This window comes from Ochrobactrum soli, assembly GCF_003664555.1.
Classification (GTDB): domain Bacteria; phylum Pseudomonadota; class Alphaproteobacteria; order Rhizobiales; family Rhizobiaceae; genus Brucella; species Brucella teleogrylli.
Map to the genome: position 1 here is coordinate 292,114 of NZ_RCHH01000003.1, position 16,120 is coordinate 308,233.

A 16,120-nucleotide genomic window follows, 5' to 3' on the forward strand; every position below is an offset into this window, starting at 1 on the left:
TGCAATGCGTGAACTCTTGAGGAGATACGGTTGAGCGCCACGGAAAAGCTGAGACCTGCCAAGCCAACCACTCTAACGCAAAAAAGCCCGACTACCGGGGCCTCGGATATGGCCCATATCGTGCTCACTTTCGAGAACAACCGCCTGGCCAGTGCGCTTTACGGTCAGTTCGACGAAAATCTGGCACGGATCGAGCAAAAGCTCGGTGTCGATGTTCGCTCCAAGGGCAACCAGCTCTCGATCCGGGGCGAACCGACCGCGACCGAACAGGCGCGCCGCACGCTCGATCATCTCTACGAAACCTTGCAGAAGGGCCACGAACTGACAACGTCGGACGTCGATGGCGCCTTACGCATGGCCATTGCCGCCGATGATCAGCTGGATCTGCCGACGATGGAAAACAAGGGCAAGCTGTCTGCTGCCCAGATTTCCACCCGCAAGAAGACGATCTTTGCGCGCACCCCGACGCAGGACGCCTATATGCGGGCGCTCGACCGTTCCGAACTGGTGTTCGGTGTCGGTCCTGCCGGTACAGGCAAGACCTATCTGGCCGTCGCCCATGCCGCCATGCTTTTGGAACGCGGTCTGGTGGAGCGGATCATCCTGTCCCGCCCGGCTGTTGAAGCGGGTGAACGCCTGGGCTTTCTGCCGGGTGACATGAAGGAAAAGGTCGATCCCTATCTGCGACCGCTCTATGACGCGCTTTACGACATGATGCCCGCCGAAAAGGTCGAGCGGGCCATCACGGCAGGCGTCATCGAAATCGCGCCGCTGGCCTTTATGCGCGGGCGCACGCTGGCCCATTCGGCGGTGATCCTCGATGAGGCGCAGAACACGACATCCATGCAGATGAAAATGTTCCTGACCCGTCTTGGTGAAGGATCGCGGATGATCGTGACGGGCGATCCGAGCCAGATCGATCTTCCACCCGGTCAGAAATCCGGGCTTGTCGAAGCGCTTCGCGTGCTGGACGATGTGGAAAGCGTCATCAAGGTGCGGTTCACCCAAAAAGACGTGGTGCGTCATCCGCTGGTGGCGGCAATCGTCAACGCCTATGACCGCGATGCGAAAACGCATGTCCAGCAGCCGGTCCGTCCGGAATAAGAGGACTTGTAATCGGCCGTTAGAACTACGATCTAAAAAATGCTGTCTGCCTTTTTGGGGCAGACGGCTTTCGAACAACTGAAAGGACGAAGCGGCTTGCTGTCCGGGAAGCCGCCGCAGAACGTGTCAGACAACGCGATCCATATCGATATCACCATTGAAGCTGGCAACTGGCCGGATGAAACAACACTCGAAGGACTTGTCAGAAAGTCTGTCGAGGCGGCATGGGCCAATCTGGGCCTCAAGGATGCCGACAGCGAATTGAGTATCGTCTTTACCGACGATGCGTCCATTCAGGAGCTGAACGCCGAATGGCGCGGCAAGGACAAGCCTACCAATGTGTTGTCGTTTCCCGCGTTTCCGGTCAAGGCCGGGAACCAACCGGGACCAATGCTGGGCGACATTGTCATCGCCCGCGAAACCGTGGAGCGTGAAGCGGTTGAAGAAGGCAAGCCTCTTGACCATCACCTCTCACACCTTGTCGTGCATGGCTTCCTGCATCTGTTGGGCTATGATCATGAAACCGACGAGGAAGCAGAGGAAATGGAACGCCGCGAGGTCGAGATTCTTCATGCTATTGCCATCCCGGACCCTTATGCTGTATCCCAAGAGACCATTAACAACGATTGACCATGGCTGATCAAACCTCACAACCTCCGTCCGCGGGCGAGAATCGCAGCGAGACCCAAGACGCCGAAGGGCAAAGTACGCAGCGACCGGTAGCGGTCGAAAAGCGTTCCCTTCTGTCGAATATTTTCCCTTTCATCCGCTCGCGGCAGCAATCTTCCTTGCGTGAAGATCTGGCCGATGCGTTGTCCAGCACGGCAAGCGAACAGGATTCCGCCTTCTCGCCCGAAGAAAAGGCGATGCTGCACAATATCCTGCGCCTGCGTGAAATCCGCGTCGAAGACGTGATGATTCCGCGCGCGGATGTCGAGGCCGTGGAAATTTCCACGCCGCTTTGGGAAGTGCTGGAACTCTTCGAGGAATCCGGCCATTCCCGTATGCCGGTCTATGCCGAAACGCTGGATGATCCGCGCGGCATGATCCATATCCGCGACGTTTTGAATTTCATCACGCGTCAGGCGCGCCAGAAAACGCGCCGCCGCACGACGGCCAAGACGCCTGCTGCGGCGACGCCGCCGAAATTCGATATGAGCCGCATTGATCTCACCAAGACGATCGGCGAGCTCAACCTCATGCGCAAGGTGCTGTTCGTGCCGCCGTCGATGATGGCGAGCGGCCTGATGGCCCGCATGCAGGCAACCCATATCCAGATGGCGCTGGTCATCGACGAATATGGCGGCACCGATGGTCTCGTCTCGCTGGAAGACATTGTCGAAATGGTTGTCGGCGATATTGAAGACGAGCATGACGACGAAGAAATCATGATCGCCGAGGAAGCCGATGGCGTGTTCGTCGTCGATGCGCGCGCCGATCTGGACGAATTCGCGGCAAAGATCGGCCCGTCTTTCGCGGTGGGCGAACATGGCGAGGATGTCGATACGGTTGGCGGCCTGATCTTCTCCGTATTGGGCCGGATTCCGGTTCGCGGTGAAGTGGTGCAGGCCGTGCCCGGCTATGAATTCCACGTGCTGGAGGTTGATCCGCGCCGCGTGAAGAAGGTGCGCATCGTGCCGCTTTCCGCCGCTGACCGCCGCAGGCAACAGCGTGCCGTCGTTACCACCAAGCCTGAAGAGCAGTCTCCGGCTACCGCCGAAGACACTGAAACCTTCAAAGAGGCCTGATGATCGAACGGCTTGCGGGCAGGATCATTCTTTCAAGCGGCTGGCGTCGTGCGCTGGCCGCTTTTTTGAGTGGCGCCTTCGCGACACTGACCCAGCCGCCTTTTGATCTCTTCATCGCCGGTTTCATTTCCTTTCCGATCCTCGTCTGGCTGATCGACGGCGCTTTGGCGCGCGCCGATGCTGGCCCGATCCGGCGTATTCTGCCCGCGGCAATGGTCGGGTGGTGGTTCGGCTTCGGCTATTTCGTCTCGGGCCTCTGGTGGATCGGGACGGCGCTTCTGGTCGATGCAGACGAGTTTGCCTGGGCCCTGCCGCTGGCAGTGCTGGGCCTGCCCGCCTTTCTGGCGATTTTCTATGCCTTTGCGACCATGGTTGCGCGCATTTTCTGGTCTGACGGGCTTGGAAGGATTTTTGCGCTCGCCTTCGGCTTTGCACTTGCAGAATGGTTGCGCACCTTCCTGCTGACCGGCTTCCCGTGGAACGCTATCGGCTATGCGGCCATGCCGGTGCCGGTGCTGATGCAGTCGGTCGCGGTGGTCGGCCTTGTGGGCATGAGCGCGCTTGCCGTGTTCATCTTCGCATCGCCCGCATTGCTGATCGGCGGACGGCTTGCAAAAAGCGGTATCGCCCTCGCCATTCTTCTTGCTGCAACCCATGTCGGCTTTGGCGCATGGACACTTTCGCGCGCGCCAGCCGTGGGCGACGAAAAGGGCAACATCAATATCCGCATCGTGCAGCCCTCCATTCCGCAGACCATGAAATGGGACAATGCCGCGCGCCGCTCGATCTTCGACAAGCTGATTGCGCTGACGGCCGAGCCGCCCGCTGATGGCAAGCCGCGCCCCGATGTCGTCATATGGCCTGAAACGGCAGTGCCCTATATTCTGACGTCGACACCGGAAGCGCTGGCCCAGATCGGCAATACATTGCAGGACGGTCAGGTGCTGTTGACCGGCGCCGTGCGCGAAGAGCGGGCCGCAGGCAATGGCGAGCCGCGCTATTACAATTCCATCTATTCGATCAACGACCGGGGCGAGATCACCGACGCTACCGACAAAGTGCATCTTGTTCCATTCGGCGAATATCTGCCGTTGGAAAGCCTTCTGCGGGGGCTTGGACTTCAGGAAGTGGTGAAAATGCCGGGCGGCTTTACCGCCGGTTCCTCGCGGCGTCTCCTGAATGTGAGGCCGGGCCAGACGCTCCTGCCGCTTATCTGCTACGAGGCGATTTTCCCGGATGAGCTGGGCGTTTCGGGGCCGGAAACAAGCGCGCCCAAAGCAATCGTCAATGTCACGAATGATGGCTGGTATGGCAACACGCCGGGGCCTTATCAGCACTTCCGGCAGGCGCAGGTTCGCGCCGTGGAGCAAGGCCTGCCGCTCGTGCGTGCGGCCAATAACGGGCTTTCGGCGGTAACGAATTCCTACGGTCGAATCACTGAAGGTCTCGCGCTGGATGCTGTCGGCGTTGTGGATGCTTCCCTACCGTCAGTTCGTGCACCATTTTGGGGCACAGCGCCGGGATCGAAACAGACGATATCGATCCTGTTAACCTTACTCTTTGTCAACGTCGCTTTCACGGTGTCATTCCGCAGGCGTTTTCATTGACACGGCAATTTTGTTAAGATGTTATACCGGCGCGGTGACGGTTCCCACGTGTGAAGTCGTGCGAAACGCGTCAGACTACCTCCCACAACGTGATGTTATCCCTGTTCAGATGAACAGTACATGAATGAAAGCTCGCAGCCGCGAGGAGTGACAGCTGTATGATTGAGAATAAAAAGAAGCCCAACCCAATCGACGTACACGTCGGCAGCCGCATTCGTCTCCGCCGCAACATGCTGGGCCTCAGTCAGGAAAAGCTTGGCGAAAATCTGGGCATCACGTTTCAGCAGATTCAAAAATACGAGAAGGGCACCAATCGCGTCGGAGCCAGCCGCCTGCAGGCGATCTCAGCCATTCTTAATGTACCGGTTTCCTTTTTCTTCGAAGACGCACCGGGATCAAACCCCGTCGGCCAGGAAGGCTTTGCGGAAGATAACGAAGCGACCTATGTGGTCGATTTCCTGAATTCGAACGAAGGCGTCCAGCTCACACGGGCGTTCACGAAAATTTCAGATCCGAAAGTTCGCCGGAAAATCATCGATCTGGTGAAGTCGCTGGCAGCAGACGCCGAGTAAGTCACTCCCCTTTACGCCTGTTTTCTGGCGATTCATGCGCGTTTTTCCCCTTTTGACGGTGGCTTTTCGGCCTTGGGAAATGAATTTTTCCAACCGCGCCCTGTCGCAATACGAAAATGCATTGACGGTTCGATCCCAACTTCGCTAACACTTTGACGCGCCCGGAAAGTTCCGGGCGCTACTGTGTTTCCTAGGCGGAGATGTCCTCCGTTGGATTTTCAAGAGGGGTTACCCGTGTCGCGCAGTTCATATCTCTTCACCAGCGAATCTGTGTCTGAAGGACACCCGGACAAGGTCTGCGATCGTATCTCCGATGAAATCGTCGACATGGTCTACAAGGAAGCGCGCCGCACCGGCGTGGATCCGTGGTCTGTCCGCGTCGCCTGCGAAACGCTTGCCACCACCAACCGCGTGGTGATTGCCGGTGAAGTGCGCGTGCCGGAAACTTTCCTGAAGAAGAATAAGGACGGCTCGATCGCCAGGGACGCCGCTGGCCATCCGCTGATCAATCCTGCCCGCTTCCGTTCGGCAGCCCGCAAGGCGATCCGCGAAATCGGTTACGAGCAGGACGGCTTCCACTGGAAGACGGTCAAGATCGACGTGCTTCTGCATCCGCAGTCTGCCGACATCGCGCAGGGCGTCGATAATGCCGCCGACCGTCAGGGCGAAGAAGGTGCGGGCGATCAGGGTATCATGTTCGGCTATGCCTGCCGCGAAACCCCTGATCTGATGCCAGCGCCGATCTATTATTCGCACAAGATTCTCGAAAAGCTGTCCGAAGCCCGCCATAAGGGCGAAGGCGATGCGGGCAAGCTTGGCCCGGACGCCAAGAGCCAAGTCACGGTGCGTTATGAAAACGGCAAGGCTGCGGAAGTTACGCAGATTGTGCTCTCGACGCAGCATCTGGATGCCAGCTGGGATTCGAAGAAGGTTCGTTCGGTTGTCGAGCCCTATATCCGCGACGCGCTGGGCGAGCTGCCGATTGCAGCGACCTGCAACTGGTACATCAACCCGACCGGCAAATTCGTCATTGGTGGCCCGGACGGTGACGCAGGCCTGACGGGCCGCAAGATCATCGTCGACACTTACGGCGGTGCGGCTCCGCATGGCGGCGGCGCATTCTCCGGCAAGGACACCACCAAGGTTGACCGCTCGGCTGCCTATGCAGCGCGTTATCTGGCCAAGAATGTCGTGGCGGCAAATCTTGCCGACCGCTGCACGATCCAGCTTGCCTACGCCATCGGCGTTGCACAGCCGCTTTCGGTCTATGTCGATCTGCATGGCACCGGCAAGGTAGCGGAATCCGCTGTTGAAGAAGCGCTGCGTGAAGTGATGGACCTGTCGCCGACCGGCATCCGCAAGCATCTCGACCTCAACAAGCCGATCTATGCCAAGACTTCGTCTTACGGTCATTTTGGCCGCAAGCCGGGACGTGACGGTTCCTTCTCCTGGGAGAAGACCGACCTCACCAAGGCACTCAAAGCGTCTGTCGCTTAAAGCCTGTTCCAAAGTTGCATCACAGGCCGCTTGGCGTTATGTGTCCTGCAAATATCAAAGAGCGCGGTCTAAAGCATTTCCAGCAAAAGTGCGAAGCGGTTTTGCGTCGGATAATGCGTCAAGATTGACCGCGCTCTTCGCTTATTCTGACGGATAAAACATGACCGAAGAAACCCATCCTCTGCGCGGTGCCGGAAACTTTTTTGGCCGTCGTCACGGCAAGCCCCTGCGTAGCCATCAGCGGAACCTGTTCGAGGACCTTCTGCCCGAGCTGAAGCTCGACCTTGCCAAGCCTGCGCCGCAGGATCTGCGCGCGTTGTTTCCCATCGCGGTTGACGCGGTGCGCATGGAAATCGGCTTTGGTGGCGGCGAACATCTTCATCATGAAACGGGCCGCTATCCGCAGACAGGCTTCATTGGCGTCGAGCCTTTCGTCAACGGCATGGCCAAGATGCTGGCGGCGCTCGATCAGGAGCTGCGTCCCAATATGCGGCTCTACGATGAAGATGCGACGGCGGTTCTCGACTGGCTGCCGGATGCATCGCTGACCGGTATCGACCTGTTTTATCCCGATCCGTGGCACAAGCGCCGCCACTGGAAGCGCCGTTTTGTCAGCGACGCCAATCTGGATCGTTTTGCCCGCATTTTGAAACCCGGCGCAAAATTCCGCTTCGCGTCGGATATCGATCATTATGTAAACTGGACGCTGCAACATTGCCGTCGTCACGATGCTTTTGACTGGCAAGCGGAAAGTCCGGCGGACTGGAACAATGCCTATGAAGGCTGGCCGGGAACGCGCTATGAGGCCAAGGCCTTTCGCGAGGGCCGCAAGGCTGCCTATCTGACTTTTATCCGACGTTGAATTTCTAGAGCGGTTCCGATCAAAACGGTATCGTGAAACCGCTCTATCTAGCTGTTTTTACGCATTATTCTACGCAAAACCGCTGCGCACTTTTGCTGGAAATGCTCTAGACAGAAGCGGGACTTGAAAAAATCCGCTTCCGCTGGTATATAACTCTCAAATTCTTGGTCGAACGAACAAGAGTGGGTCCGTCCGGTCCCGCTCTTTTTTGTTACTTAGACCCGGGAAATAGAGGTTTTTCGACCCCTTTGAGAGGTTCAGAGTTGACGGAACAGGTTCAGGCAAACGAAGCAGAGACGCCAATCGTGGCTGTGGATGAGCGCATCATTCGCGAAACGGGCATCGACGCGAAAGTGGCAGGCATTGTGGAGCCGGTCCTCAATACGCTCGGCTTCCGTCTGGTGCGCGTGCGTCTTTCCGGCCTCAATGGCCAGACCTTGCAGATCATGGCCGAGCGTCCCGATGGCACGATGACCGTTGATGATTGCGAGCTGGTCAGCCGTACCGTCGCGCCGGTGCTCGACGTCGAAGATCCGATCAGCGGCAAATATCATCTGGAAATCTCGTCGCCGGGCATCGATCGTCCGCTGGTGCGCAAGTCGGACTTCGCCGACTGGGCAGGCCATATCGCCAAGGTAGAGACTTCTATCGTGCATGAAGGCCGCAAGAAATTCCGCGGTCGTATCGTGCTGGGCGATGCCGAGACGGTGGTGATCGAAAGCGATCAGGTGTCTTACGGCAACGAACCGGTCGTGCGCATTCCCTTCGACCTGATTTCGGATGCGCGTCTGGTCCTCACCGACGATCTGATCCGCGATGCGCTGCGCAAGGACAAGGCCCTTCGTGAAGGCCGTATTCCCGGAGACGATCTGGGTGATGCGCCGGAAGAGACGCCGACAGAAGATACGGCTGACGAGAAATAAGCCGACGAAAAAAGTTTCAGGCATTCGGCGCAAGGAGAAGCCGGGTGCGACACCAAGGAGAGACCTATGGCAGTCAGTGCTAACAGGCTGGAGCTTCTGCAGATCGCCGATGCGGTCGCACGCGAGAAGTCGATTGACCGCGAGATCGTTCTTGCGGCCATGGCCGATGCGATCCAGAAGGCAGCGCGTTCGCGTTACGGTCAGGAAAGCAACATCCGCGCCGACATCAATGCGAAGTCGGGCGAGATCAAGCTTCAGCGTCTGCTCGAAGTGGTCGAGAATGTCGAAGACTACGCCACGCAGATTTCGCTGTTCACCGCACGCGACCGCAACCCGGATGCGCAGATCGGCGACTTCATCGCTGACCAGCTGCCGCCGATGGATTTCGGCCGTATTGCTGCCCAGTCCGCCAAGCAGGTCATCGTGCAGAAAGTGCGCGAAGCCGAGCGTGACCGCCAGTATGACGAATACAAGGACCGCGTGGGCGAGATCGTCAACGGCACTGTGAAGCGCGTCGAATATGGCAATGTGATTGTCGATCTGGGCCGTGGCGAAGCCATCGTGCGCCGTGACGAACTGATCCCGCGTGAAGCCTTCCGCTATGGCGACCGTATCCGCGCTTATGTTTACGACGTGCGTCGCGAACAGCGCGGCCCGCAGATTTTCCTGTCGCGCACCCATCCGCAGTTCATGGCGAAGCTCTTCACCATGGAAGTTCCGGAAATCTATGACGGCATCATCGAGATCAAGTCGGTCGCCCGTGATCCGGGTTCGCGCGCCAAGATCGCCGTGGTTTCGCGCGATGCGTCCATCGATCCGGTCGGTGCCTGCGTTGGTATGCGTGGTTCGCGTGTTCAGGCGGTTGTGGCTGAACTGCAGGGCGAAAAGATCGACATCATTCCGTGGTCGCCGGATGCGGCTTCCTTCATCGTCAACGCGCTTCAGCCCGCTGAAGTTGCCAAGGTTGTTCTCGACGAAGATGCGGAACGTATTGAAGTTGTCGTCCCGAATGACCAACTATCACTTGCGATCGGTCGTCGCGGCCAGAATGTCCGCCTCGCATCGCAGCTCACCGGTTGGGACATCGACATTCTGACGGAGGACGAAGAGTCCGAACGTCGTCAGAAGGAATTCACCGAGCGTTCGAACCTGTTCATGGAAGCCCTCGACGTTGACGAAATGGTCGGTCAGGTTCTGGCTTCCGAAGGCTTCGCCTCGATTGAAGAACTGGCTTATGTCGAGCCGGGCGAAATCGCATCCATCGACGGTTTCGATGACGATACCGCTTCTGAAATCCAGCAGCGTGCCCGTGAATATCTGGATCGCCTCGAAGGTGAACTGGATGCGCGCCGCAAGGAACTCGGCGTCGAAGACGAACTGCGTGAACTGCCGAACCTCACCACCGCCATGCTGGTTGCTGTCGGTGAAGACGGTGTGAAGTCGATTGAAGACTTTGCAGGTTACGCTGTTGACGATCTCGTCGGCTGGCGTGAGCGCAAGGATGGCGACACTGTCGCTCATAGCGGCATTCTCTCGTCCTTCGATGTTTCGCGCGTCGATGCCGAACAGATGATCCTGACTGCCCGCCTCAAGGCTGGCTGGATCACGGAAGAAGAGCTGGCAGCAGCCGCTCAGGAAGAAGCCGAAGCGGAAGTCGAGGCTGAAGCCGGTGAAGAAGAAGCTGCTTCGTAAGAAGCGCTGAAAGTTCTGGAGCCGCATGGGTTCTTACGTCTGAAGCAATTCAGGCGTAAGCTGTGCGGCTTCAAGCATCTCCAGCAAAACTGCGCAGCGGTTTTGCGCCCGGAGATGGGGAAACGGGTCTCATCTGCCGGATTCGGTCAGTCGGATCGGGTTTCAGTGGGCCTTGGACCACGTTTCGGGTTGTGGCGAAGCCCCGGCTCTGGTACAGCGCCACGCGTTGCGTTTGATATGTCGGGGAGGTTCCAAACCGCCCGATTTGAGAACATAACGGCGGAAGCGTTGCCAGTTTTGAAGTTGAGTACAAGTCCGTATATGGCAGAGCGGGAGTTTGCGTGGAGCAGGATATGAATGACAGAACCTGTATCGTCACGCGCGAAAGCGGTTCTGCCGATGACATGATCCGCTTTGTGGCAGGGCCAGACGGTTCCGTCGTGCCGGACTTGAAAAGAAACCTGCCAGGCAGGGGATGCTGGGTCAAGGCCGAGCGCCGTCTGGTGGATGAAGCGATCAAGCGCAAGCTTTTTGCGCGGGCGCTGAAGGAAGGCGTGAAGCCGCAGGACGATCTTGGCGCGCTGGTCGACCAGCTGCTGACGAAATCCGCTCTCGGCAGTCTGGCTTTGGCGCGCAAGGCAGGCGCCGTGGTGACGGGCTCGACCAAGGTGGATCAGGCGATCCGCACGGGCGCGGCGGCCATGGTGCTGCATACCAAGGAAGCCGCAGCCGATGGCGTGCGCAAGCTTGATCAGGCAAGGCGCGCCGTGGTGCATCTGGATGGCCCCGATATCCCGGCCTTCACCCTTTTTACGGGAGAAGAAATGGATTTGGCATTTGGGGGCGGAAATGTGATACATGCAGCCGTGCTTGAAGGAAAGGCGGCTGTCGGGTTCGTTCAGCGGGCGCAATTGCTGCATCGCTATCGCGGTGAAAGCGCAACGAATTCGAATTAGAGCGTAATCCCGGAGGCTGGCAGGTCTCACACCGGATTGGGCGTAGAAGTGGATGACTGGAGCATTATCCAACCCGACCAGGTCGCGTTGGATAATGCTCGAGTAGAGCGGCCGGAGCCGCGAAGGAAACGGAACGTAATGAGCGATAACACAAACGACGACAAGACGCTGGGCGTCACCCCCAAGAAGACCCTGACCATGAAGCGGCCGGGCGTCGAGCAGAGCACCGTGCGCCAGAATTTCAGCCACGGCCGCACCAAGGCTGTCGTCGTTGAAACCAAGAAGCGCAAGTTCTCACGGCCAGACGACAAGCCGGAAGTGGAAGCAGCGGCTCCCAAGCCCGCAGTTGCCTCTGCCGCGCCCGTGGCTCAGCCGAAGGCACCGGCAGCACCCGCTGCTGCGGCCCCGGTTGCAAAGCCGCATGTCGCACAGCAACAGCAGCGCCCGGTGCAGCAGCGCCCCAATCAGCAGGCACCGCGCCCGCGCCCTGCCGATCGCTCCGGCATGGTGCTGAACACGCTGTCGCGCTCCGAAATGGATGCACGCCGCCGTGCGCTCGAAGAAGCGCAGGTGCGTGAAGTCGAAGAACGCGCCCGCGCCGTTGAAGAAGCCAAGCGCCGCGCCGAAGAAGATGCGCGCCGCGCCAAGGAACGTGAAGAATCCGCACGCCGTCAGGCCGAGGAAGAAGCCCGTCTCAAGGCTGAGGCCGAAGCACGCCGCAAGGCCGAAGAAGAAGCCGCCAAGCGCGTTCCGCAGCCGGAAGCACGGGGCGAACAGCGCACCGAGCGTCGCGACGATTCGCGGGGCGCACCGCAGGGCAACCGCCCGCAGCACGCTGGCCGTCCCCAGCAGGGCAATCGTCCGCAGTCGGGTGCACCGCGTCCGGCTCCGTCGCTTGCAGAAACCGCTCCGGGACCGGGCAAGCCGCTGCCGCAGAGCCAGCTTCGCAGGCCGGGCCAGTCTGGCGATGACGATGATCGTCGTGGCGGAAGCCCGATGGCAGCCCGTCGTGGCACCGCGGCCAAGCCGGAAGTGCGCGCGCCAAAGGTGGTCAAGACGGAAGACGATCGCCGTCGCGGCAAGCTAACGATCTCCAGCAATCTGGAAGACGAAGGCCGTTCGCGTTCGTTGTCGGCCATGCGTCGCCGTCAGGAAAAGTTCAAGCGTTCGCAGATGCAGGAAACGCGCGAGAAAATCTCTCGCGAAGTGACTGTGCCTGAAACCATTACGCTTCAGGAACTCGCACAGCGTATGACCGAGCGTTCGGTCGACATCATCAAGTACCTGATGAAGCAGGGCCAGATGATGAAGCCGGGCGATGTGATCGATGCCGATATGGCGCAGCTCATTGCTGAGGAATTCGGCCACACCGTCAAGCGCGTTGCGGAATCGGACGTTGAAGAAGGCATCTTCGGTGTTGCCGACAACGAGGCTGCGCTGGTTTCCCGTCCTCCGGTCGTGACCATCATGGGCCACGTCGATCACGGCAAGACCTCGCTGCTCGATGCAATCCGTCACGCCAATGTGGTGTCGGGTGAAGCCGGTGGTATCACACAGCATATCGGTGCTTATCAGGTCGAACAGAACGGCCAGAAGATCACCTTCATCGATACGCCGGGCCACGCTGCCTTTACCGCGATGCGAGCCCGTGGTGCGCAGGCGACCGACATTGCCATCCTTGTGGTGGCTGCCGACGATAGCGTGATGCCGCAGACGATTGAATCGATCAACCATGCCAAGGCGGCTGGTGTTCCGATCATTGTGGCGATCAACAAGATCGACAAGCCAACTGCCGATCCGCAGAAGGTTCGTACTGCCCTGTTGCAGCACGATGTTTTCGTGGAATCGATGGGCGGTGAAGTTCTCGACGTCGAAGTGTCGGCCAAGAACAAGATCAACCTCGACAAGCTGCTGGAAGCAGTTCTGTTGCAGGCTGAAATCCTTGATCTCAAGGCAGACCCGAAGCGTACGGCTGAAGGCGTCGTCATCGAAGCCCAGCTTGATCGTGGCCGTGGTTCGGTTGCAACCGTTCTGGTTCAGACCGGTACGCTGCATCCCGGTGACATTCTCGTCGCCGGTAGCGAATGGGGCCGCGTGCGCGCACTGGTCAATGACCATGGCGAGCATGTGAAGGAAGCCGGTCCTGCTATGCCGGTTGAAGTTCTGGGCCTTCAGGGCACGCCGCAGGCGGGCGACCGCTTTGCCGTGGTTGCCAATGAAGCCAAGGCGCGTGAAATCGCCGAATATCGTCAGCGTCTGGCCCGTGACAAGGCCGTTGCCCGCCAGTCCGGCGCGCGCGGTTCGCTCGAGCAGATGATGAGCCAGCTGCAGGTCAATGGCCTGAAGGAATTCCCGCTCGTCATCAAGGGTGACGTGCAGGGTTCGGTCGAAGCCATCATGACGGCTCTCGACAAGCTCGGCACCGACGAAGTGCGTGCACGCATCGTGCATTCGGGCGCCGGTGGTATCACGGAAAGCGACGTGTCGCTGGCCGAAGCCTCCAATGCCGCGATCATCGGCTTCAACGTCCGCGCCAACAAGCAGGCACGTGACGCTGCCGAACAGCAGGGCATCGAAATTCGCTACTACAACATCATTTACGATCTGATCGAAGATGTTAAAGCAGCAATGTCGGGTCTTCTGTCGCCAGAACGCCGTGAAACCTTCATTGGTAATGCTGAGATTCTTGAAGTCTTCAACATCACCAAGGTCGGCAAGGTTGCTGGTTGCCGTGTCGTTGACGGTAAGGTCGAACGTGGTGCAGGCGTCCGCCTCATCCGTGACAACGTGGTTATCCACGAAGGCAAGCTCAAGACGCTCAAGCGCTTCAAGGACGAAGTGTCGGAAGTGCCGATGGGCCAGGAATGCGGTATGGCGTTCGAAAACTACGACGACATTCGCGCAGGCGACACGATCGAAGCGTTCCGCGTCGAGCACATTACGCGCACGCTCTAATAGCTTTGGCCGGACCGTCCGACAGGGGCGGTCCGGCTTTTTAGAGCATAATCAGACCGGAGTGAAACGAGGATCGGTAAGATTATGCTCGAAATAGAAAAGCATTGAGCGCCGATCTGATCCATTCAGATCGAAACGCGCTCTAATGCCCGGTTCCGAGGGTCTGACTCCCATCTGAATTGTGGTAAGTTACGCCCATAATTTTCAAGCCGTGTCGTCGGACTGCCTGAGGGGCTGAACGTCGGTCGATGGCTGTTCATCGAGGATTTAGCTATGGCACGTTCCCCGGACCCAAAAGGCTCAGGCGGTCTTTCGCAGCGCCAGCTTCGCGTTGGCGAACAGGTGCGTCATGCATTGGCGCAATTGCTCCAGCGCAATGAAATCCGTGACGATCTGATCGAGCGCACTGTCATTTCCGTTTCGGAAGTGCGCATGTCGCCCGATCTGAAGATCGCCACCTGTTTCATCATGCCGCTTGGCAATGTTGACCCGCAGTCTATCGTCAAGGCCTTGGCCGCCAACGCGAAATTCATTCGCGGACGCATGGCGCCAGTCCTTGGCCAGATGAAATACATGCCGGAGTTCCGCTTTCGCTCCGACACGAGTTTCGACAATTTTTCGAAGATCGACGCACTTCTGCGTTCGCCGGAAGTGGCGCGCGATCTTGCGCATAACGATGAAGACGCTGGCGAGGATGAAACCTCCCGCAATGGAGACAAATAAAGCATGGCAAGACGGGGTAAGAAAAAAGGCCGTCCGGTTTCCGGTTGGGTTATTTTCGACAAGCCGAAAGGTATGGGATCGACCGAAGCGGTCTCGAAGATCAAGTGGCTGTTCAACGCCGAGAAGGCCGGTCATGCCGGCACACTCGACCCGCTCGCATCCGGCATGCTGCCGATTGCTTTGGGTGAAGCCACCAAGACCGTGCCTTATGTCATGGACGGAACCAAGGTCTATCGTTTCACGGTGACCTGGGGCGAGGAACGCTCGACCGACGATCTGGAAGGACAGCCGACGAAGACCTCCGACAAGCGTCCGTCGCGTGAAGAGGTTGAGGCCCTGCTGCCGAACTATACCGGCCTCATTTCGCAGATCCCGCCGCAGTTCTCCGCCATCAAGATCGACGGTGAACGCGCCTATGATCTGGCCCGCGAAGGCGAAACGGTGGAGATTCCGGCACGCGAAGTCGAGATCGACCGTCTGGAAATCGTCGAATTCCACGACGACAACCGCACCTCGTTCGAGGTCGAGTGCTCCAAGGGCACCTATGTGCGCTCGCTGGCGCGCGATATGGGCCGCGATCTTGGCTGCTTTGGTCATATTTCCGAACTGCGCCGCATCGAAGTCGCGCCGTTCACGGAAGAAGACTTTGTCACGCTCTCGGAACTGGAAGCCGTCTGGCCGCCGCTGCCGCCGAAAGACGAGGATGGCAATGTGGTCGAACCCGCGCCGCGCCGCGATTTCTCGGGCCTCGATGCTCTGGTGATCGATACGGGCGCTGCGCTCGATTGTCTGCCGCAGGTTCCGCTGACCGACGATCAGGCGCAGCGCGTTCGCCTCGGCAATCCGGTTATCCTGCGTGGTCGCGACGCCCCGCTGGAAGCGGACGAAGCTTGCGTCACGGCACGCGGAAAACTGCTCGCCATCGGCTATATCGAGCATGGTCAGTTCAAGCCGAAGCGAGTTTTCACTGCTACCTAAAAAGTCCTCGCAACTGCCGGGGCGTATTTGATGCTGGTATTCTTGCCGTTTTTGCACTATATGCCCCAACAGCGATCCCGCAGAAATGCAGATCAGATCGTGTAAGTTGGCCCGCGCTGGACGACATCCCGGCCTGGGCGTCTGTTTTTCCTCTCATCAAGAAAGGGTTTACGATGTCGATTACTGCTGAGCGCAAGCAAGCACTTATCAAGGAATACGCCACCAAGGAAGGCGACACCGGTTCTCCTGAAGTACAGGTTGCCGTTCTTTCCGAGCGTATCGCCAACCTCACCGAACACTTCAAGGGCCACAAGAATGACAATCATTCGCGTCGCGGCCTTCTGAAGCTGGTTTCGCAGCGCCGCCGTCTTCTTGACTATGTCAAGGGCGTGGACGCAGCGCGTTACCAGGCGCTGATCAGCCGTCTCGGCCTGCGCCGTTAACGGTAAATCGGGCGACGTGATAAACGTCGCCCGTTTGGTTTTTAAAGCATTCCCAACAAG

General features: G+C 58.7%; 14 protein-coding genes. All 14 read left to right on the plus strand.

The annotated features are described in order from the left end of the window. Positions 1 to 30: 30 nt before the first annotated feature. The 14 genes from D8666_RS06815 to rpsO all read left to right on the plus strand — a co-directional run bounded on the left by D8666_RS06815 (position 31) and on the right by rpsO (position 16,060). A complete protein-coding gene (locus tag D8666_RS06815; RefSeq protein WP_209445963.1) occupies positions 31 to 1,104 on the plus strand; it encodes a PhoH family protein in 1,074 nt (357 codons plus the stop codon). A 123-nt stretch (positions 1,105 to 1,227) separates the two neighbouring features. Then, complete coding sequence (ybeY, locus tag D8666_RS06820; protein WP_121537432.1) at positions 1,228 to 1,734, plus strand: rRNA maturation RNase YbeY; 507 nt, start codon at positions 1,228 to 1,230, stop codon at positions 1,732 to 1,734. Between the two features lie 2 nt (positions 1,735 to 1,736). Beyond that, the gene (locus D8666_RS06825) at positions 1,737 to 2,852 is read left to right on the plus strand and encodes a hemolysin family protein (protein WP_109370100.1); all 1,116 of its coding nucleotides are present in this window, start codon (positions 1,737 to 1,739) and stop codon (positions 2,850 to 2,852) included. After that, entirely contained in the window at positions 2,852 to 4,459 is a 1,608-nt protein-coding gene (lnt, locus tag D8666_RS06830) for an apolipoprotein N-acyltransferase (protein ID WP_121536994.1), read from the plus strand. The genes D8666_RS06825 and lnt overlap by 1 nt, the downstream gene beginning before the upstream one ends. A gap of 158 nt (positions 4,460 to 4,617) precedes the next feature. Next, on the plus strand, positions 4,618 to 5,031 hold the full coding sequence (locus D8666_RS06835; protein ID WP_078337717.1) for a helix-turn-helix domain-containing protein: 414 nt from the start codon (positions 4,618 to 4,620) through the stop codon (positions 5,029 to 5,031). A gap of 234 nt (positions 5,032 to 5,265) precedes the next feature. Next, positions 5,266 to 6,528 (plus strand): methionine adenosyltransferase, encoded by a 1,263-nt coding sequence (metK, locus tag D8666_RS06840; protein ID WP_109370102.1) that lies wholly within the window; start codon positions 5,266 to 5,268, stop codon positions 6,526 to 6,528. A 160-nt stretch (positions 6,529 to 6,688) separates the two neighbouring features. Further along, positions 6,689 to 7,390, plus strand: a complete 702-nt coding sequence (gene trmB / locus D8666_RS06845) for a tRNA (guanine(46)-N(7))-methyltransferase TrmB (protein ID WP_121536996.1) — start codon at positions 6,689 to 6,691, stop codon at positions 7,388 to 7,390. A gap of 263 nt (positions 7,391 to 7,653) precedes the next feature. Continuing rightward, a complete protein-coding gene (gene rimP, locus D8666_RS06850) occupies positions 7,654 to 8,313 on the plus strand; it encodes a ribosome maturation factor RimP (RefSeq protein ID WP_121536998.1) in 660 nt (219 codons plus the stop codon). A gap of 66 nt (positions 8,314 to 8,379) precedes the next feature. Then, positions 8,380 to 10,005: a transcription termination factor NusA gene (nusA, locus tag D8666_RS06855; protein WP_109370105.1), complete on the plus strand. Its 1,626-nt coding sequence runs from the start codon at positions 8,380 to 8,382 to the stop codon at positions 10,003 to 10,005. A 353-nt stretch (positions 10,006 to 10,358) separates the two neighbouring features. After that, the gene (locus tag D8666_RS06860; RefSeq protein WP_109370106.1) at positions 10,359 to 10,961 is read left to right on the plus strand and encodes an RNA-binding protein; all 603 of its coding nucleotides are present in this window, start codon (positions 10,359 to 10,361) and stop codon (positions 10,959 to 10,961) included. A 138-nt stretch (positions 10,962 to 11,099) separates the two neighbouring features. Then, the gene (gene infB, locus D8666_RS06865; protein WP_121537000.1) at positions 11,100 to 13,916 is read left to right on the plus strand and encodes a translation initiation factor IF-2; all 2,817 of its coding nucleotides are present in this window, start codon (positions 11,100 to 11,102) and stop codon (positions 13,914 to 13,916) included. A gap of 273 nt (positions 13,917 to 14,189) precedes the next feature. Further along, positions 14,190 to 14,639, plus strand: a complete 450-nt coding sequence (rbfA, locus tag D8666_RS06870; protein WP_109370108.1) for a 30S ribosome-binding factor RbfA — start codon at positions 14,190 to 14,192, stop codon at positions 14,637 to 14,639. A 3-nt stretch (positions 14,640 to 14,642) separates the two neighbouring features. Further along, on the plus strand, positions 14,643 to 15,617 hold the full coding sequence (truB, locus tag D8666_RS06875; protein ID WP_121537002.1) for a tRNA pseudouridine(55) synthase TruB: 975 nt from the start codon (positions 14,643 to 14,645) through the stop codon (positions 15,615 to 15,617). A 173-nt stretch (positions 15,618 to 15,790) separates the two neighbouring features. Continuing rightward, positions 15,791 to 16,060 (plus strand): 30S ribosomal protein S15, encoded by a 270-nt coding sequence (gene rpsO / locus D8666_RS06880; protein WP_109370110.1) that lies wholly within the window; start codon positions 15,791 to 15,793, stop codon positions 16,058 to 16,060. Positions 16,061 to 16,120 lie beyond the last annotated feature (60 nt).